General features: G+C 71.6%; 18 protein-coding genes and 1 pseudogene. 15 read left to right on the forward strand and 4 right to left on the reverse strand.

Annotation, left to right across the window (positions count from 1 at the left end):
* The first annotated feature begins 39 nt into the window (after positions 1-39).
* The 10 genes from ACFU5K_RS11945 to ACFU5K_RS11990 all read left to right on the forward strand — a co-directional run bounded on the left by ACFU5K_RS11945 (position 40) and on the right by ACFU5K_RS11990 (position 9,660).
* Positions 40-1,002 (forward strand): carbohydrate ABC transporter permease, encoded by a 963-nt coding sequence (locus ACFU5K_RS11945; RefSeq protein WP_384059500.1) that lies wholly within the window; start codon positions 40-42, stop codon positions 1,000-1,002.
* Positions 1,003-1,017: 15 nt separating this feature from the next.
* Positions 1,018-1,962 carry a carbohydrate ABC transporter permease gene (locus ACFU5K_RS11950; RefSeq protein ID WP_384059503.1) on the forward strand — a complete coding sequence of 315 codons (945 nt, stop codon included), beginning with the start codon at positions 1,018-1,020 and terminating at the stop codon, positions 1,960-1,962.
* Between the two features lie 111 nt (positions 1,963-2,073).
* Positions 2,074-3,708, forward strand: a complete 1,635-nt coding sequence (locus tag ACFU5K_RS11955) for a glycoside hydrolase family 13 protein (RefSeq protein ID WP_384059506.1) — start codon at positions 2,074-2,076, stop codon at positions 3,706-3,708.
* A 32-nt stretch (positions 3,709-3,740) separates the two neighbouring features.
* Positions 3,741-4,058 (forward strand): cupin, encoded by a 318-nt coding sequence (locus ACFU5K_RS11960; RefSeq protein WP_384059509.1) that lies wholly within the window; start codon positions 3,741-3,743, stop codon positions 4,056-4,058.
* Between the two features lie 129 nt (positions 4,059-4,187).
* Positions 4,188-5,099 (forward strand): YihY/virulence factor BrkB family protein, encoded by a 912-nt coding sequence (locus ACFU5K_RS11965; RefSeq protein WP_384059512.1) that lies wholly within the window; start codon positions 4,188-4,190, stop codon positions 5,097-5,099.
* Positions 5,100-5,243: 144 nt separating this feature from the next.
* Positions 5,244-6,119: an ABC transporter substrate-binding protein gene (locus ACFU5K_RS11970; protein ID WP_384059515.1), complete on the forward strand. Its 876-nt coding sequence runs from the start codon at positions 5,244-5,246 to the stop codon at positions 6,117-6,119.
* 145 nt (positions 6,120-6,264) lie between these two features.
* A complete protein-coding gene (locus tag ACFU5K_RS11975; protein ID WP_384059518.1) occupies positions 6,265-6,528 on the forward strand; it encodes a type B 50S ribosomal protein L31 in 264 nt (87 codons plus the stop codon).
* Positions 6,529-6,670: 142 nt separating this feature from the next.
* The gene (locus ACFU5K_RS11980) at positions 6,671-7,618 is read left to right on the forward strand and encodes a carbohydrate kinase (protein WP_384059521.1); all 948 of its coding nucleotides are present in this window, start codon (positions 6,671-6,673) and stop codon (positions 7,616-7,618) included.
* Between the two features lie 39 nt (positions 7,619-7,657).
* Positions 7,658-9,502 (forward strand): acyl-CoA dehydrogenase, encoded by a 1,845-nt coding sequence (locus tag ACFU5K_RS11985; protein ID WP_384059524.1) that lies wholly within the window; start codon positions 7,658-7,660, stop codon positions 9,500-9,502.
* Positions 9,499-9,660: a hypothetical protein gene (locus ACFU5K_RS11990; RefSeq protein ID WP_384059527.1), complete on the forward strand. Its 162-nt coding sequence runs from the start codon at positions 9,499-9,501 to the stop codon at positions 9,658-9,660. The genes ACFU5K_RS11985 and ACFU5K_RS11990 overlap by 4 nt, the downstream gene beginning before the upstream one ends.
* Positions 9,661-9,804: 144 nt before the next feature.
* Here ACFU5K_RS11990 and ACFU5K_RS11995 read toward each other — a convergent pair whose 3' ends face one another.
* Positions 9,805-10,791 (reverse strand): PRC and DUF2382 domain-containing protein, encoded by a 987-nt coding sequence (locus ACFU5K_RS11995; RefSeq protein WP_384059530.1) that lies wholly within the window; start codon positions 10,789-10,791, stop codon positions 9,805-9,807.
* A 241-nt stretch (positions 10,792-11,032) separates the two neighbouring features.
* Here ACFU5K_RS11995 and ACFU5K_RS12000 point away from each other — a divergent pair, with 241 nt between their 5' ends.
* Positions 11,033-11,833, forward strand: a complete 801-nt coding sequence (locus ACFU5K_RS12000) for an adenosylcobinamide amidohydrolase (RefSeq protein ID WP_384059552.1) — start codon at positions 11,033-11,035, stop codon at positions 11,831-11,833.
* The gene (locus tag ACFU5K_RS12005; protein ID WP_384059532.1) at positions 11,830-12,726 is read left to right on the forward strand and encodes an NAD(P)-dependent oxidoreductase; all 897 of its coding nucleotides are present in this window, start codon (positions 11,830-11,832) and stop codon (positions 12,724-12,726) included. Before ACFU5K_RS12000 ends, ACFU5K_RS12005 begins: the two co-directional genes overlap by 4 nt.
* Positions 12,727-12,881: 155 nt before the next feature.
* Here ACFU5K_RS12005 and ACFU5K_RS12010 read toward each other — a convergent pair whose 3' ends face one another.
* Complete coding sequence (locus ACFU5K_RS12010) at positions 12,882-13,754, reverse strand: sigma-70 family RNA polymerase sigma factor (RefSeq protein WP_384059535.1); 873 nt, start codon at positions 13,752-13,754, stop codon at positions 12,882-12,884.
* A 472-nt stretch (positions 13,755-14,226) separates the two neighbouring features.
* Between ACFU5K_RS12010 and ACFU5K_RS12015 the strand changes: the two genes are divergently transcribed.
* Entirely contained in the window at positions 14,227-15,054 is an 828-nt protein-coding gene (locus ACFU5K_RS12015) for a GNAT family N-acetyltransferase (RefSeq protein WP_384059538.1), read from the forward strand.
* 25 nt (positions 15,055-15,079) lie between these two features.
* Positions 15,080-16,309, forward strand: coding sequence for a PP2C family protein-serine/threonine phosphatase (locus ACFU5K_RS12020; RefSeq protein ID WP_384059540.1), 1,230 nt, complete (start codon positions 15,080-15,082; stop codon positions 16,307-16,309).
* Positions 16,310-16,431: 122 nt separating this feature from the next.
* Here the strand turns inward: ACFU5K_RS12020 and ACFU5K_RS12025 are convergent, their stop codons facing one another.
* On the reverse strand, positions 16,432-16,938 hold the full coding sequence (locus ACFU5K_RS12025; RefSeq protein WP_384059542.1) for an NUDIX domain-containing protein: 507 nt from the start codon (positions 16,936-16,938) through the stop codon (positions 16,432-16,434).
* Between the two features lie 167 nt (positions 16,939-17,105).
* Here ACFU5K_RS12025 and ACFU5K_RS12030 point away from each other — a divergent pair.
* Positions 17,106-17,999 (forward strand): annotated as a pseudogene (locus ACFU5K_RS12030) (phosphodiester glycosidase family protein); the annotation flags it as partial.
* Between the two features lie 154 nt (positions 18,000-18,153).
* Here the strand turns inward: ACFU5K_RS12030 and ACFU5K_RS12035 are convergent.
* Positions 18,154-18,687, reverse strand: a complete 534-nt coding sequence (locus ACFU5K_RS12035) for a hypothetical protein (RefSeq protein WP_384059545.1) — start codon at positions 18,685-18,687, stop codon at positions 18,154-18,156.
* Between the last annotated feature and the right edge of the window lie 136 nt (positions 18,688-18,823).

The following is an 18,823-nucleotide window of genomic DNA, read 5'->3' on the forward strand; positions in this document are numbered from 1 at the left end:
TCCGTCTGCGAGCGACCGCACCGGCACCGAGGAGAGACCATGTCGGCCCCCACCCTGTCCACCGGGAATGCGAGCGCACCGCCACCCGGGCACCACCGACGCCCCACCGGGCCGGACTCCACCCGTGAGGAGTTCGTGCGCGCCGTGCGCCGCAACATCTCGGCACACGGCTTCCTGATCGGAGCGGTGCTCTGCTTCTCCTTCTTCTCCTGGTACCCGATGGTCAGGGAATTCGTCCTGGCCTTCCAGAAGACCGAGGACGGCAGAACCACCTGGGCCGGCTGGTCCAACCTGAGCTACGTCTTCAACGACCCCGCGTTCTGGCAGGCCTGGCGCAACACCCTGCTCTTCACGGCGCTGGCCCTCGTGTTCGGCTTCGCGGTCCCGTTCGTCGTCGCCGTCGTACTCAACGAGTTCCGGCACGCGCAGGGATATCTGCGCCTGCTCGTCTACCTGCCCGTGATGCTGCCCCCGGTAGCCTCGGTCCTGCTCTTCAAGTACTTCTACGACCCGGGCTACGGGCTCTTCAACCGCGTCCTGGAATTCCTGCACCTGCCGGCCCTGCAATGGCTCCAGGACCCGGACACCTCCATGCTCTCCGTCGTCATCGCGTCGACCTGGATGAACATGGGCGGGGCCACACTCATCTACCTCGCCGCCCTCCAGGGGATCCCCGGCGAGCTCTACGAGGCGGCCGAACTCGACGGTGCCGGACTGCTCCGCAAGGTCTGGCACGTCACCGTCCCGCAGACCCGGCTGATCCTGTCCCTGCTGCTACTCATGCAGATCATCGCGACGATGCAGGTCTTCACCGAGCCGTTCCTGCTCACCAACGGCGCGGGGCCCGAGGGCTCGACCACCACCGTCGTCTACCTCATCTACCAGTACGCCTTCAACTTCAACAACTACGGCAGCGCGGCTGCACTCGGACTCGTCCTGCTGATCGTGCTCGCGGGCTTCTCCGCGGTGTACGTACGCCTCAGCCGCAGCAGCGAAGACTAGGACGGGAGCACGACGATGGCATCGAACACGCTTGTCTCCCGGCGCGGGGCACGCGGCGCCGGCCGGCGCCGGGACGCGGACCAGAGCCGCCAGCGGACGCTGATCTCACCCGCCCAGCTCGGCCGCCCCCGGGGAAGGGCCGTCTACTGGATCGTCTTCGTCCTGGTGGTCGCCGCCTTCACCCTGGCGTTCCTCGGCCCCCTCTACTGGATGGTCACCGGCGGTCTCAAGGCCACCCAGGAAGTGGTGCAGAGCCCGCCGACGGCCTTTCCCTCTTCGGTCCACACGGAGAACTACTCCCAGGCATGGACCGTGATGGACCTGTCCAAGCTGCTCTTCAACACCCTGTACTACGCGTTCGGCGCGCTGGCCTTCCAGCTGGTCCTCGACGTGGCCGCCGCCTACTCGCTGTCCAAGCTGCGTCCGGTCCTCGGCAAGGTCATCCTCGGCATGATGCTCGCCACCCTGATGATCCCGGCGACCGTGCTCGTGGTCCCGCAGTACCTCACGGTCCTCGACGTGCCGATCTTCGAGCGCAACCTGCTCAACTCGCCCTGGGTGATCTGGCTGCCGTCGGTCACCAACGCCTTCAACATCTTCCTGCTGAAGCGGTTCTTCGACTCGATCCCGGGCGAACTCCTCGACGCCGCGGCCATCGACGGCGCCTCGCCGCTGCGCACCCTGCGCAGCATCGTGCTGCCGATATCCCGGCCGATCCTCGGCGTCGTGTCCATCTTCGCGGTGGTCGGGGTCTGGAAGGACTTCCTCTGGCCCATGCTCACCCTCCCCGATCCGGCGAAACAGACCCTCAACGTGGGCATCTACTCGCTGTCCAACGGGGTGCCGCTCAACGTCCTCATCGCCGCGCTCACCATCGCGTCGGTCCCGACGCTGCTCGTCTTCCTGCTCTTCCAGCGCAACATCATGAGCGGTCTCACCGCGGGCGGCCTCAAGGGCTGACGCCTCCTTCGAATCACCGTGCCTCCCACCAGCACTCCGCCTCCGGCCCACCATCCGACGCCCCGTGTCCAGGCCGGGGGCGGAGTACCTCCTGCCCGAAAGGAACGTCACGTGGCAGCCATCCGTCCGACCGAGGCCACCTCACCGTGGTGGCGCGACGCCGCCATCTACCAGGTCTACGTACGCAGCTTCGCCGACGGCGACGGAGACGGCACCGGCGACCTCGCGGGGGTCCGAGCGAAGCTGCCCTACCTCGTGGAACTGGGTGTCGACGCCCTGTGGTTCACCCCCTGGTACCTCTCCCCGCTGGCCGACGGCGGCTACGACGTGGCCGACTACCGCACCATCGACCCCGCGTTCGGCAACCTCGCCGAGGCCGAGAAGCTCATCGCCGAAGCCCGTGACCTGGGCATCCGCACCATCATCGACGTCGTCCCCAACCACGTGTCCGACCGGCACAGCTGGTTCCGCGCCGCCCTGGCCACCGCACCGGGCAGCCCCGAACGCGATCTCTTCCACTTCCGCGAGGGACGCGGCGAGCACGGCGAGATCCCGCCCAACGACTGGGTCTCCGAATTCGGCGGCACGCCCTGGACCCGGCTCGACGACGGCCAGTGGTACCTGCACCTGTTCGCGCCGGGCCAGCCCGACCTCAACTGGGCACAACCGGCCGTCCGTCAGGAACACGAGGACGTCCTGCGCTTCTGGTTCGAGCGGGGCGTGGCCGGTGTACGCATCGACTCCGCGGCCCTGCTCGCCAAGGACCCCGCACTGCCCGACTTCACCGAGGGCGTCGACCCGCACCCCTACATCGACCGCGACGAACTGCACGACATCTACCGCTCCTGGCGCACCATCGCCGACGGGTACGGCGGCATCTTCGTAGGCGAGGTCTGGCTGCCGGACTCCGAGCGCTTCGCCCGCTACCTGCGCCCCGACGAACTGCACACCGCCTTCAACTTCACGTTCCTCGCCTGCCCGTGGGACGCCGGGCTCCTGCGCTCCTCGATCGACGACACCCTCGCCGAACACGCGCCGGTCGGCGCCCCCGCCACCTGGGTGCTCTGCAACCACGACGTCACGCGCACGGTCACCCGCTACGGACGCGAGAACACCGGCTTCGACTTCGCGGCCAAGGTCTTCGGCACGCCCACGGACGTGGAACTGGGCACCCGCCGGGCACGTGCCGCCGCCCTGCTCTCGCTGGCGCTCCCGGGGGCCGTCTACCTCTACCAGGGCGAAGAGCTCGGACTCCCGGAGGCCGAGATCCCGCGCGAGCGGATCCAGGACCCGATGCACCTGCGCTCGGGCGGTGTCGACCCCGGCCGCGACGGCTGCCGGGTACCCCTGCCGTGGTCCTCCGACGAGCCGTACGCCGGCTTCGGATCCACGGTTGAGCCCTGGCTGCCGCAGCCGGAGTCCTGGCCCGCGTACGCGGCCGACAGGCAGAGCACCGATCCGGCGTCCATGCTCAGCCTCTACCGTGAGGCGCTGCGGATGAGGCGTGCCGAACCGGGTTTCGCCGGCGCCCCCGGGGAGACCACGGACGGCCTGCTGAACTGGCTGCCGTCACAACCGGGCGTCCTCGCGTTCGCGCGCACCGAAGGTCTGATCTGCGTCGTCAACCTCTCGGACAGCCCGGTCGTCCTGCCGGGCCACGACACGGTCCTGCTCACCAGTGCCCCGCTGGACGGTTCCGCAATGCTGCCCCCCGACACCGCGGCCTGGCTGCGCGGGGAGGGATAGCGGGGGAGCGGAGGCTGCGGCACAGTGGTCCTATGGACGATCTCAACGCTCTCGCCGACGAGCACCTGTCCGCGGCCCGTGCCGCCGCCCATGGGCGCAGCGCGCACCTGCTGCTGCGCCAGGAACCACTGCGGCAGACGGTGATCGCGCTGACCGCGGGCTCCGCCCTCGACGAGCACAACGCGCCGCCCGCCTCGTCGCTGCAGGTGCTGCGCGGCGCGGTCCGGGTCACCGCCGCTTCGGGGGACGTGGAACTGGCGGCGGGCCGGCTGCACCCCATGCCCCGGGAGCGGCACGGCCTGCTGGCCCTGGAGGACGCGGTGGTGCTGCTCACGGCCGTCAACGTCTGAGCCCGGCTTGGAGTACACCCGCGGGATCGAGGCATGAGAGAAAGGGAGAGGGCCGGGTCCTCCGATCATCCGTGACGACGCCCGGCCCGTCCGCGCTCCCGCTCCTCCTACTCTCCCCGGAGAATCCGCGTGCCCAGCAGGACCGACACCCCCCTCGCGGAACACCCCCCACGCACGGGCGGGCGCACCGCGACGACGAGACGATGGCGCACCGCTCTGTGCCGTACCCCCGTCTCGCTCTGGAACGACGACCTCTCCGACTGGGCGGCGGCCCTCACCTACTACGCGATCCTCGCCCTGCTCCCCGCGCTCCTGGTCACGGTCTCCCTCATCGGCCTGGCGAACCCGGACGCCACCAACGCCCTGATCGCCGACATCACCGCGCTCGCGCCGGCCGAGTCCGGCGCCGCGCTGCGCCGGACTCTGGTGGCGGCCACCCAGGAGCGCACCGCGGTCTGGCTCCTCGTCGCCACGGGCAGCGTGAGCGCCATCTGGTCCGCCTCCAGCTACCTGGCGGTCTTCCGGCGGGCCATGCACGCCATGCACGACGTGAAGGACACCAGGCCCCCGCTGCGCCAGGCCCACGTCATCGTGGCGTCGGCCGTCGGGCTGCTCGTCCTGCTGATGGCCAGCGCCTTCGCCCTCGTGCTCACCGGACCCCTCGCCCGGTGGCTCGGTCGCCGCATGGGTCTCGCGCAGGCCGGTGAGACGTTCTGGGCCGCCGTCAAGTGGCCCGTGCTGCTCTGCCTGGTCGCCTGCCTCATCGTGGTCCTGTTCAACACGGGTCCGCGTTCCGCCCGAGGTGTGCGCAAGGGGCTGCCCGGTGGTGTGCTGGCCGCGTTCCTGTGGCTGGCCGCCTCGGCCGGGTTCGCCTTCTACGCGACCCGCGTCGGGAGCTACAGCCGGCTGTACGGCTCCCTCGCGGGTCTGGTCGTCTTCCTGATCTGGGTCTGGTTCGCCAACCTCTCGCTCCTGACCGGCGCCCAGTTCAACGTGGAGCTGGCCCGCACGGCGCGCACGCGGGACGCTGAGGATTCCTGACGGGCGTCCGGAGCCTTGTGGGAGCGCTCTCAGAGATGAAGGACGGAGCCTTCCACCGAGGGTGTGGACCCGGAAGGCTGGGCAGGTAGGGGGTGGCGAGCCCCGGATAGGGCCGGGGCCGCCCGTCCGGAGGGGTGAGACTGCATGACCGAGCAGAGCGGGTGGAGCTTCGAGGACGACCGGGGACGGCTTGCGGTGGCGGACCGCCGGCCGACCCGGGTACTCGCGTACGTACAGGCGGGGGCGACGCTGTGGGACCACGGTGTCCACCCGGAGGGGATCTTCGGCTCAGGACACGACGGCGCCGTGCCGGACCGGGCCAAGACCGGAGGCCTTCCGCTGGACGCCGTCGACTACCGGGGCGCCGGTGACGACCTGGACGTGGACACGCTGTTACGCGGCGGGCCCGACCTGGTCGTCGCCGTCAGCTACGGCCACGGCCAGCTCTACGGTCTGGACCCCGACACCGCCAAGCACCTGGAGGAGAGCGTCCCGGTCGTCGTGATCGACGTCGGGCAGGCACGCACCCTGGACCACGTCACCGAGAGGTTCGCCGGCCTGGCGCGCTCGCTCGGCGGTTCGGCGGACCCGGACGCGGCGCGCGGCCTGCAAGCCGCGCGCGAGCGGCTGCGCAGCCTAGCGAGATCCCTGGCCCCCGGCGGGCGCGTGCTGGCCCTCTCGCCCGCCGGCCAGGAGCAGGCCTACGTCGCGCGCCCGCCGATGTGGCCGGAGCTGCGGGTGCTGGCCGAGCTGGGAGTCGGCCTGGTGTCCCCGCCCGAGGGCGCCGGTGTCAACTGGGCGACCGTCGGCTGGGCGGAGGCCGCCGCCCTGGAACCGGCGATCGTCCTGACGGACATCAGGTCCAATGCCGTTCCTCTCGCGGAGATCGCCGTACCCGCGTGGCAGGCGGCCGCGCCGCGCGTGCGGACCGTGCCGTGGAACCCGGAACCGCTCTGCAGCCCCCGGGCCCACGCGGGCTTCCTCGGACTCGTCGCCGACGCCCTGGAGACAGCGGGCTGACCCCCGCCCCGTACGGCCGCCCGCACTCCCGGGGAGGCGGGCGGCCCGATGCTCCGTACGGCCGCCCCGGATCGCGCGGGGCCCCGCCGTTCGGGAGGCTGGCCCGAAGCCGGGACGTGAGATCCCCGTACCCCCAGGAGCAGGCATGCAGCAGGACAAGCACCCGTCGTACCGTCCCGTGGTCTTCCGTGACCGCTCTGCCGGATACGCCTTTCTGACCCGGTCCACCGCGTCGAGCGACCGGACGATCGACTGGGACGACGGCAACACCTACCCGGTCATCGACGTCGAGATCTCCGCCGAGAGCCACCCGTTCTTCACCGGGAAGGCGAGAGTGGTCGACACCGAGGGCCAGGTCGCGAAGTTCGAGAAGCGCTACGGGGACGAAGGGCGCGGAGCTTCCTCCTGAGCGCCGGGTCCCGGGCGGCCGCAGCGACCCCCGGTCCGGCCCGCTCCCGTGCACCGGGCAGAATCGGCGGCAGCCCCGTTCCCGGACCGCCGTTTCCCGCAGGTCGCCGTTGCCCGCGCCCCCCACAGGAGATCCGCCGCCCATGCCCGACAGCCCCGCCCTGCTGGTCATCGGCGAATGTGTCGCCGACATCGTCAGGACGCCGGGCGCGCCGGACCGGACCCATCCCGGCGGCAGCCCCGCGAACGTCGCGTACGGGCTGGCCCGGCTCGGCCGCGACACCACACTGCTCACCCAGCTCGGCCCCGACGCCGACGGCCGGCTGATCAGGGACCACCTCGCGTCGGCCGGGGTCCGGGTCCTGACGGACGGGAGCCAGGCGCCCACCCCGGCCGCCACGGTCGAGCTCGACGACCAGGGCCGGGCCACGTACACGTTCGCGATCACCTGGACGCTGGGCGCCGTGGAGCGGCCGGGGGAGCCGCCGCAGCACGTGCACACCGGGTCGATCGCCACCGGGCTCGAACCCGGCGCCGGCACCGTCCTGGACCTCGTGGAAAGCCTTCGGCCCGCGGCGACCGTCAGCTACGACCCCAATGTGCGCCCCGCGCTCATGGGTGACCACACCCGTGCGGTGCGCCGTGCCGAGCGCCTCGTCTCGGTCAGCGACGTCGTCAAGGCCAGCGACGAGGACCTGCGCCGGCTGTACCCGCAGGAGACACCCGAGCGGTCCGCGGCGCGCTGGCAGCGCTCCGGCCCGGCCGTCGTCCTGCTCACCATGGGCGCGGAGGGTGCGCTGGCGTTCCTGCGCGACACCGTGGTCCGTGTGGGTGCGCCGCCCGTCCACATCGAGGACACCGTGGGGGCCGGCGACGCCTTCATGTCCGGCACGCTGCACGCCCTGGCCTCGCACGGACTGCTCGGCGCGCGCGGGCGAACGCGGCTCCGGTCCCTGGACCCCGCAGTCCTGGGCGACGTGCTGCGCCACGCCGTGGCCGCCGCCGCCGTGACCGTCGGGCGGGCCGGCGCACTGCCCCCAGACCGCGAGGAGCTGGCAACCGCTCTGACCAGCGTGACTGCCCCCGAGTGACGAGGGTGTCCTCCCCGTGGTCCGGTCGTTCAACTCCATATGACCGTGACCCTTACCGACACCTCCGCACCGTCCACCGTCGAACTCCTGACCGGCGTCCTCCTCGGTCCGGACTTCCGTCGCGAGCACGGCTTCTGGCAGCGGCTGATCAGCACAGAACCGTTCCGCCGCCCTGTCGGGGGAACGCCTGACGAGCGGCTGGAACTCGCCTACGACCGCTTGCGGATCCTCAACCGCTCGCTCGACAACGGGGCACGCCTCGCCGCCGACCTCCGGGCCCTGGCGGCCCTGCACGCCTGGCTCGGTCCGGTGGACCCCGCGCTCACCACCGTCGCGGGCATCCACTACAACCTCTTCCTCGGCAGCCTGCTCGACCACGACCGTGCCGGACGCCGCGACCTGTCCGACTACCTCTCGATGCGGCACATCGGCACCTTCCTCTGCACCGAGGTCGCACACGGCAACAACGCGGCGGCCATGGAGACCACGGCCACCTACGACCGTGCGCGCGACGGGTTCGTCCTGCACACCCCGAACGCGGGCGCGCAGAAGTTCATGCCCAACACCAGCCCTGCGGGGGGTGCCAAGTCCGGGCTGGTCGCGGCGCGCCTGCTGGCCGACGGTGCCGACCACGGCGTGCGCCTCTTCCTGGTGCGGCTCACCGACGAGGTGCGGGCCCTGCCGGGTGTCCGGGTACGGCGGCTGCCGGCCCGGATGGGCAGTCCGGTGGACCACTGCCTGACGTCCTTCGACCAGCTCTTCGTCGCGCGGGAGGCATTGCTCGGGGACGACGAAGAGGGTGGCACGCGGGGCGAGTTCAGGACGGAACCCGGAGACAGGCGGCGGCGCTTCCTGACCTCGATCGGCCGGGTCACCCCGGGCCGGGTCGCCCTGAGCGCGTGCGCGGCGGGTTCCGCGCGCGCGACCCTGGCGGTCGCCGTGCGCTACGGCGGCCACCGGTTCATCTCGGGTTCGCGGGGCGCCCGACCGGTGCCGGTGGACGCCCACCGGACCCATCACGGCCCGCTCGCCTCGGCCATGGCCACGGTCTTCGCCATGACCCTGCTCCACCGCAGGGCTCACGACCGGTGGGAAGCCTGCACCGACGAGACAGGCCGCATCGAGGCCGTGCGGCTCGTCGACGTCGCCAAGGCCTGGATCACCTGGCGTGCGCGCGAGGTCATCGTGCTGAGCCGTGAACGCTGCGGCGCGCAGGCGCTGCTGGAGAACAACGGCATGACCGAGCTCGTGACGGGAGTGGAGGGCGCCATCACGGCGGAGGGCGACAACATCGCCCTCTACACCAAGGCCGCCGCCGACATGCTCGTCGCCGCAGCCCCCGGAGCGGAAGGTCCCGCGGGCACGGAGCCCGGCGACCTGGCTGACCCTCGCTTCCTCGGCCGGCTGCTGGCGGCAGTGGAGGCCATCTGGTTCGCGCGGGCGAGGGCGCGCGCGCTGCGGGCGCCCGACACGGACGCCCTCGGACGGTGGAACGCGGCCTCGGGACCGGCCCTGCGTGGTGTGGAGGCCTACGCGTACCGGGAGGCCGCCGAGGCGTATGCCGATGCACGCCGCGCTCTGCCCGATGGCGAGGCCGGGAAGCGCATGGAAGAGCTGGAGCGGCTGTTCGCAGTGGAGTGGGTGGCCCGCAACAGCGGCGACCTGCTGGCCGCCGGCTTCCTGCGGCCCGAACAGGTCGAGTCCCTCGCGGAGATCACCGAGGACCTGATCGCGGCCGTGGCCTCACATGCCCCGCAACTGGCCGACTCCTTCGCACTGCCCGCCGAACTGCTGGCGGACTGGCCGATCGCGGGGGCGGACTACGCCGATGCGTACGACGACCCCGGCGCGCCGTGGCACACCGGATCGGCGGATGCCCGGTGAGCGCCGTCCGCGCGGCACGCGGACGGCTGGGTGAGTGCCTGGAGATCTTCGGCCTCCGCCTCGTGCTGCTGGCCTACTGGGGGACGGTGTCGGTGCTGTCGCGCCGGTGCGCGAAGCCGTCGGCGTACCGCGGCGAATCGGTTCGCCCGCGCTCCTGACGCGCCGACGGCGGGAGGTGCCCGTACGACGGGGTGCCGGTGCGGCCCGGCACCCCGTCGGGAGCGACGAAGGGGCGGCCCCGTGAACCACCCGGGCCCGCCCCTCGCTACTGTCGCGCGGCCGGTCGCCGCTGTGTGAGGGGGTCAGCGACGACGTCCCTGGCCGAACTCGCCGCCCATGTCCTTGCCGCTGCCCATGTCGTCCTTGCCGTCCGCGTAGTCGATCTTCTCCTTGCGGATCTCGGCGGAGACTTCCTTCTGTTCGGTGACCTTGCTGGTCTCGAGACGGACCCGCTCCACAGGGACCGCCTCCTTGCGGACGGTGGCTCGCTCTGCGTGGAGGGTGACTTCGACGTCCTGTTCGCCGAGGTCCTTGATGCCCGTCGTCTTCTCGCCCGGCCGGAGGGGCTCGCGTACCAGGCGCACCTCCTCATGGGACACGGGGACCGTCCTGGTGACGTTCTCCGTGACGACGTACTTGTGCAGGCGAGCCTTGCCGCTCTCGTACTCCTCCGTGCTGACCTGGAGCTGTTCCTCGGAGCGGATCATCTCCTCCCGCCCACCGGCGCCTGTGGCCGAACGCTCGGCCCCGGCTCCGGCGAGCGGGCGGGACGTGGAGGAGGTGTCCATGTCGCCATGCCCGCCCGTTCCCGTCCCGGCACCCACGCCGGCGGTCGTGCCGGAGGTCTTCGCCTGACCGGCCTTCGCGGTACCGGCCGCACCCGCTGCCCCGGCCGTCCCGGCAGCGCCCATGGCCGCCGTGCCGGTCCCGGACGTCGTTCGCGCGTCCCCGCCCGCACCGGTGACCTTCCTGGTCAGCCCGTAGTGCTGGTAGAGCTCTTCCTCCTCGGCGACGGACAGGTGCGCGTCGGCGTCCACCCGGGGGGCTTCCTTGACGCGCTCCTTCGGATGCGAGATGTGCAGGTCGGAGCCCACTCGTCGGGCTCCGGCGAGCGGCACGAAACTTTCCTTCATGCCGAACATGCCGGTCTTGACCGTGATCCAGTCCGGTTTGCCGGTGTCGTCGTCGACGTACACCCGCCCGACGGTGCCGACCTTTTCGCCGTCACTGTCGAAGACGGTCAGACCGTCGAGCTCTCCGGAATCCGTGAAACCGTCAGCGGCTCCCATGCCGATTCCTCCTCGCCCGGGCGCGTCCTGAAGGTGGGTCCAGCAGGGGAGGCGCGTCCGGATTCCATCGCGCCTCACCCGGTTGGACGCTGCAACTTCCCGGCCTGGGCGCCGAGGGGCCCGGGCCACCGGGGGTGGGTGGTGGCCCCGCTGCGGGCAGGTATCGGCCCGCAGCTCCCGTTACGCCATTCGAGTGAGCACCCGACCGGGTGCGCCCGCCCCGGGACCGGAGCCCGCCCGTATGATCGACGCGCCGTTGCCGACCGTCGGCAGGCCCGTACACCGGGGGTGCACGGGCGGGCCCGTACACCGGGGGTGCACCATCGGTCCCGCACGCATCGAGCTGCCCCGGCAGCGCGGCGAACTGCTGGCGCGGCACGAGGACGGCGTCGGTCTGCACCACCTCGTCTGGCGGCTCGGGCCCGGCTGGCGGGCGTGCAGCAGTGCGGTGCTCGGCGGCGGCATCGGGCCGCGCGGTTGGATCCTGAACGCCCAGGTCCCCGGCGGCTACCCCCGGCTCGACCCCGACCGCCACCTTGCCCAGATCGCGGCGGCCGAGGCGCTGACCGGCCCCGGCGCCGCGCTCATGACGGCGGCGGACGTCACCGCGCACACCGTCGCGGACGACGGCGGTGTGACCGCGACGGTGACCAGTGGTCTCGGCGTCCGGGGATGGGCCGCCACGCCCGCCGCGGGCGTCGACGGACCGCTCCCCGCCGGAACCGTGAACATCGTCGTCACCCTTCCGGTCGCCCTCTCCGACGCCGCCCTCGTCAACGCCGTGGCGACCGTCACCGAGGCGAAGGTGCAGGCACTCGTGGACGCCGGACTCGACTGCTCCGGCACTCCGACGGACGCCGTGTGCGTCGCCGCGCCCGACCCTGGGGCGAGCCCCGGTGAGCCGTTCGCGGGACCCCGGTCGCGCTGGGGTGCGCGGCTCGCCAGAGCCGTGCACCGGGCCGTGCTGGACGGTGCGCTGCGGCATGCCCGGGAGGCACCGGCCATCGACCATCTCCGTACCGACGAGAGGAACCTTCCATGAGTACCCCACCCCCCGCGGACGCCACCCCCGGTAGGCCGACCGTCGCGGTCCTCGGCACCGGGATCATGGGCTCCGGGATGGCCGTGAGCCTGCTCAGGGCCGGGCTGCACGTCCGGGTCTGGAACCGCACCCGGGCCAAGGCGGAGCCGCTGGGTTCCCACGGCGCCACCGTGACGGACACGGCGGCTGAGGCGGTGAGCGGGGCGGACGTCGTCCTCACCGTGCTGAACGACGGCCGGGCCGTCACGGAGACGCTCGAAGCGGCGACGCCCGGCCTGCGTCCCGGGCAGACCTGGCTGCAGTGCTCCACGGTCGGACTCGATGCCACGGCCGGTCTCGTGCACCGCGCCGCCGACCTGGGGCTCGTCTATCTCGACGCCCCGGTGTCGGGTACGAAACAGCCCGCGGAGCAGGGCGCTCTCACCGTCTTCGTCGCGGGCCCGTCCGAGGCCCGCGCTGCGGCGCTGCCCGTGCTGGACGCGATCGGCCGGCGCACCGTGTGGGTCGGGGAGGAGCCGGGTGCCGCCACCCGGCTCAAGCTAGTGGCCAACACCTGGGTGATCAACATGGTCAACAGCGTGGCGGAATGCCTCAATCTCGCCGAGGGCCTCGGACTGGACCCGCAGTTGTTCCTGGACGCGATGAAGGGAGGCCCACTCGACACGCCGTATCTGCAGGGCAAGTCCGCGGCGGTGCTCTCCGGCGACCTCAGCCCCAGCTTCGCGCTCTCCACGGCGCTCAAGGACTCCCGGCTGATTCTCGACGCGGCCGAGGCGTCCGGAGTCAGGCTGGACCTGGTCGCCGCCTCGGCCGAGCGGTTCATCCGGGCGGAGGCGGCCGGGCACGGGGACCAGGACATGATCGCCACGTACTACGCGGGCCGGGCCGAATAGCGCGACGGCCGCGGGTACCGCCCCCACGCCTTCGAACAGCACCTCGGTGTCCTCGGGACCCAGCCGGCCGCCCGGCGCACCCGGCGTCCCGCGCGCGGCTGGTCGCGCAGCGGCGCCGCGCGACCAGCCGGTGCCGGTGCCGCGGCTGTGCGGTGTCAGTCCTGGGTCAGCATGCCGGTGCGCAGCTTGCCGAGCGTGCGGCCGAGCAGCCGGGAGACGTGCATCTGGGAGATACCGAGCTCCTCGCCGATCTGGGCCTGTGTCATCTCCACGCCGAACCGCAGGTCGATGGTGCGGCGTTCCCGTGCGTCGAGTTCGTCCAGCAGTGGGGCCAGCGTCTGGAGGTTCTCCACCGCCTCCATCGCGGGGTCCGGTGCGCCCAGGACTTCCGCGTACGTGCGCGCACCCGTCGCGCGGCCCGCCGGGTCCGCCGCGTCGGAGGGTGTGTCGAGCGACCCTGCCGTGTAGCCGTTGGCCGCGACGATGCCCTCGGTGATCTCCGCCTCTGTGAGGCCGAGGTGGTCCGCCAGTTCCCGGACCGTCGGATCCCGGTCGAGCCCGGCCGCGAGCTTCTCCTTCGCCTTCGCGAGGTCCACCCGCAGCTCCTGCAGCCGTCGCGGTACGTGTACGGACCAGGTGGTGTCCCGGAGGTATCGCTTGATCTCGCCCACGATGTACGGCACCGCGAAAGAGGTGAACTCGAGGACGTCGTCCAGGTCGGCACCATCGGCCTCATCAAGGCCATCGACCGCTTCGATCTGGCCCGCGAGGTCCATGTCGCCGCTGCCCCTGCTGCGGAAGCGGCCGGCGGCGAACCGCACAAGCGACAGATTCATCTCGATGAGGGTGTTCCGGGCGTACTGATGTTCAGTGGTGCCCTCGTCCAGGCCCCGCAGGCGGCCGAAGAAGACCTTCGACAGTGCCCGCGCGTCCTGCGGGGCCATCTGCCCGGCGTCCTCGATCCTCGGAAGTCCTCCAGGGGCGCCCACCCGGGCCGCAGCTGAGGTCTGTGCAGTGTGCACGGTCATCCCGTCACGCTCCTCCGGTCGCCGACCACGAGGTGTAGGCGCCTGCCCTTTGAGCTTCAACTCATGCACGCGGGAGCGTATTTGCGCCATACCGGCGCTGCTTGGGAGGGGCGGCGGCTTGATCGGCTTCCGGGGCCGTGGTGACGGGGCCCGTGTGTGCCGGAGCACACAGAACCGCCCCACCGGTACGGGGGAGCCCGGTGGGGCGACCGTATCCAGGGTGCCACAGGGAACGGCCCGTTGGGGACGGATCCGCTTCCGCGATACACGATTTACCGAACCCTTCGCGCATCTGTCCCCCCGCTCCACCTTCTCCGCGTACCCGGGGCCTCCGTCGGCCCCGGCGCGGAGTGGGAGAGGGCCGCGTTCATTGCGCTCAGGTGAACAGTCCACCGGCCAGGGAATAGGTGCAGGGTGAATCGGCTTTTCGCCCGTGTCGTCGGCTGCCGATACCCACCGGAGTGAGAGAGCCATGTCCGAGGCCACACGCCCGCCTGCCAACCCGTCCGCGTCCGCGAACCCCTCCGTGCACGGGCCCACGGGAGCCACGGTCCCGGGTCATCCGCTGGACAACCCGGCCCGGGCCTCGCTGACCGGGCCCCATGCACACTTCGCCGAACGGCGCGGCCGGGTTCTGCGCTACCACCCCGACCTCACGCCCTGGCTCGCTCTGCCGGACGACCCCGGGACCCAGGACTGGGCCGACGTGGCCGCGCTCGCGGGTGCCGGCTCCTCCGTGACCCTCACCGCCTTCCGCGAGCCGCCGCCGGGCGACTGGGAGATCGTCTTCCACGCAACGGGTGTGCAGATGGTGGACGAATCCGTGGCAGCAGAACCCGATCACGAGGCGTCCCTCCTCGGCCCCGCCGACGTACCTGACATGCTCGACCTGGTCGCGCGCACCCGCCCCGGCCCGTTCCTGCCCCGCACCGTCGAACTCGGCACCTATCTCGGCATCCGTCGCTCGGGAGTCCTGGTCGCGATGGCGGGCGAGCGGTTGCACCCGCCCGGGTGGACGGAGATCAGCGCCGTCTGCACCGACGAGTCGGTGCGAGGCCAAGGGCTCGCCGGCCGCCTCGTCCGGGCCGTCGCCCACGGCATCCGGGAGCGCGGCGAGACCCCCTTCCTGCATGCCGCCGCCTCGAACACGCCCGCCATCCGCCTGTACGAGAACCTGGGCTTCACCCTGCGCCGCACGACCTCGTTCCTCTCCGCGATCGTCCCCCCGGACAGCCCGGGGCGGAGTGACGTCAGGACCCCGGACCAGAGGGCGGGTAACTTGGAACAAGTGGGCCGATAACCGACGACCAAGCGGGAGGCGTGCCGTGGTCAGAGGGCTCCGGCGCCCGTCCGCGGCGCGCACACCACCACTGCCGGGGACCGATCCGGAGGAGAGGGCGGCGGGTGCCTCCCGGATCGGGAACTGGGCACTGGCCCTGTGGCTCATCCTCCTGACCACCGCGGTGGTGCTGATCGACGCCTTCACGGGGCAGGAGCTTCCGGTCATCCCACTGCTGGTCGTGCTGCCGGCGCTGGCCTCGGTCTTCTGCTCGGTCCGCCAGACGAGCGCCGTCGCCGTGTGGGTCACGCTGGTGGTCGTCAGCTCCCGCGTCGCCTCGACCGGTGCCTTCTGGGACGTCGTGTTCCTCGTCGGTTTCACGGCCCTGGCCAGCGGTCTGGGCGTCGTCGCCTGCGCCGCACGCATCCGGCACGCCACCCAGATGGCACGGCTGCGGTCCGCCACCGTCGCGCTCCAGCGCCAGATCCTGCGTCCCCTCCCCGTCACGACGGGGCAGGTCTGTGTGCACGGGCTCTACGAGCCGATCGAGGAGGACCGGTTCGTCGGCGGTGACATCTACGAGGTCGTGCAGTCCTCCCACGGGACCCGAGTGATCATCGGTGACGTGCAGGGCAAAGGTCTTCCGGCGATCGGGGCGGGATTCGCCGCTCTCGGCGCCTTCCGGGAAGCCGCTGTCCGGGAGCCCGATCTCACGGCGGTGGCGGACGCCGTCGAGGACGCGGTCGTGCGGCACAACGCCTACTCCGCCGAGACCGGCGAGACGGAACGCTTCGTGACAGCACTCCTGCTCGCGTTCGACGGTGGCGAGAAGGTGCGGGTCGTCAACTGCGGCCACGTGCTCCCACGGCTCCTTCGTGACGGCAGGGCCTGGGTCGTCACGCTGGACCGCACATCGGTACCCCTCGGCATGGCGGAACTCAGCAGCGAGGTGCGGACCGCCCAGTGGGTCGATTTCCCGCCCGGCGCGACCCTGTTGGTCTTCACCGACGGTGTGACGGAGGCGAGGGACGTGACCGGCGCCTTCTACCCGTTCGACGAACGGCTCGCCGAGTGGGCCGGACGCGAGCCCGCCGCGCTCCTGGAGGCGCTCCGGGCCGATCTGCAGGAGTTCTCCGGCGGGGTACGCCGCGACGACGTCGCCGTGCTCGTGATGAGCAGGCCGCCGGGCGACGGAGCCCCGCCCGCGCCGCTGGGAGAGCCGGTTCGGCGCGAGACGGGTGAGCGGCGACCGGCGCAGCACGAGACCGCGAACTGACGGCGCGGGTGATGGCACGCTCCGGGGCCGTACACGCGTGAGCCTGTGCGGGGAGACCGTCTCGAACTCCGGGCGGGCCGCGTCGTGCCAGGTCCGGCGGAGGTCCGTTTCCGGGTGAGCGGTTACGCCTCCGAGGGTTCCCGCCCGTCCCGGACGTAGCCCCGCAGCCGTTCGACGAAGACCCGCTGTCCCTTCACCAGGCGCTGCGAGGCTTCTTCCGGTGTGCACCAGGCAAACCGGTCCATCTCCCGGAACTCCCGCTGCACACCGGAACCCTTCGGCCATTCCATGGTGAAGGTCCCGGGCATGGCCCGGGCCGGGTCCAGCCCGGCCTCCACGGCCCACACGGAGACCACCTTGCCGCCTGCCTGAAGGCTCTCGCCCAGCGGCACCCATCTTCCGTCCGGGAGCGGCAGACCCAGCTCCTCCTCGAACTCCCGGCGGGCGGCGGCCCTGGGCTCCTCGCCGGGTTCGGGCTCGCCCTTGGGGATGGACCACGCCGCAGTCTCACGACGCGCCCAGAACGGTCCGCCCATGTGGCCGAGCAGCACCTCGGCGTCCCGGCCGCCGTCTCCGTCCGCCACGATCCGGAAGAGCAGGACTCCCATACTGCGTCTGACTGTCGACATGTCGTCAGTCTGCCGGGCCGGTGCACCGGCCGGGGACCCGGACACCCCGCTGTCGCGGAGCCACCCCTTCGGCGCACGCCGTTCCCCCGGATGTCCCTGTTGCCCTCTGGTGCGTCCCGGCGCGTCCGGCCATGCTGTCGGCCGACAGCGCTTTCCATGAGCAATCCGTGCTCGTCTCCGACGGAGTCGCGCAGAAGCACGACGGTGAGGGGAACAACACCGCCGCACCCCGTACAGCCGTGGGGTTCTCCAAGGACGGCCGGACCATGCATGTCCTCACCGTCGACGGCCGGCAGACCGACAGCGGAGGCGTCACCCTCACCGAGCTCGGCGAGATGATGCGCCGGGCCGGCTCCTACAGCGCACTGAACCTCGACGGCGGCGGCTCCTCCACACTCGTCGCCCGCGAGCCGGGCAGCGACGCGCTCCAGGTCGAGAACAGCCCGTCCGACGGCAGCGAGCGCACCGTCCCCAACGGCCTCGCGCTTACGGCCCCCGGCGGCAGCGGCAGACTGCGCGGTTTCTGGCTGGAGACCCGCACACCGGCCGGCGTCGCCCCCGGCGACGACCCGGTCGCCGGAGGGCACCCCGAGCGGGTCTTCCCGGGCCTGACGCGGCGGCTCATCACCGCCGGATACGACGAGACGTACGGACCGGCCGCGGGCACTCCGCACTGGCGTGCCGTCGACCCGTCAGTCGGCAGCGTGGACCAGAAAGGCACCTTCACCGCCCGTCGCGGCGGCACGACCGAGGTACGGGCCGAACGGGCGGGCGCCCACGGCGGGACCCGGCTCACCGTCCTCGACAAGTTGACCCGCGTCAGGCCGACCACCACGCGCGTCGGGCTCGCGGACGCGCAGGCCACCGGAAGCTTCGGCGTCGTCGGACTCGACGCCCACGGCGCGAGCGCACCTGTCGAGCCGGCCGACGTCACCCTCGACTACGACCACGCCCTGTTCGACATCGCCGACGACGGACGGGGATCGTTCACCGTGCGCTCGCGCACCGGAGCGGGAGCGGGGCGGATCGTGGCAGCCGTGGCCGGCGTCGAGACCGCCCTCGAACACCGCCTACCAGGACATTGTGAACGCGTTCAACCAGCACCCCCGGGCAGGTGTTCCGAGCTCGTGAGCTGTTTCCTCACCCAACCCGAACGAGGCCGCTACCAGGTCTGTTGTCCGCCCACGGCGCCGATGGTGATGGCGATGGCGGCTGTCAGGGGCTGCCAGGGCCGGCTACTGCCAGGGCCTCCGCCGCCACCTGCCGCAGTGCACGGCTGGTAATCCAACGGTTCTTCCCGTCGGCCAGGTACGCCGCGGCACGACCCACCCATTCCGGGTCGCCGAGGAGATGTAGCTTTCTCTCAGTGGTGAGCTGCCGCAGCAGGGACTCCAGCCGGAGGACGTCCACCGCCCGGTACGGGCGCGTGTGCTGGTCGAAGCGCAGCTGGTGGTCCTCGTACGGGTGGCGCAGTGTCGTGTGCATCCAGCCGCCTTTGCGCGTGGCGACCATTCCCCTCAGCGTGTATACGCCTCTGCTGTTTGTGTTGGAGCTCTTGCCCCAGGTGATCCAGATGCCATTCATGATCCTGGACCACGGGATCAACTGTCCCTCAGAGTCTGGCTCGTGCTGGTAGAGCCCGTCCGGACGGAACTCCACCCAGTGGGCGTCGGGTCGTGTAGCGTCCCCGACTCCCCAAAGGCCGTTGGTCAGTTCCAGCGGCCCCAGAAATGTACGGTCCTCCACCATGCTGTCATTGAATCACGTGTTCCATCCCTGATCTTGCGTGCTATCCCCGGCTTCAGCCGGGGAGGGAAACGCATCCCGAGACCGGAGGCGCGCAGCGCCGGAGCTCTTTGCGCTTCCGTTTTGACGTTCAGAGGGG

The organism is Streptomyces sp. NPDC057428 (assembly GCF_042803195.1).
Classification (GTDB): Bacteria; Actinomycetota; Actinomycetes; order Streptomycetales; family Streptomycetaceae; genus Streptomyces.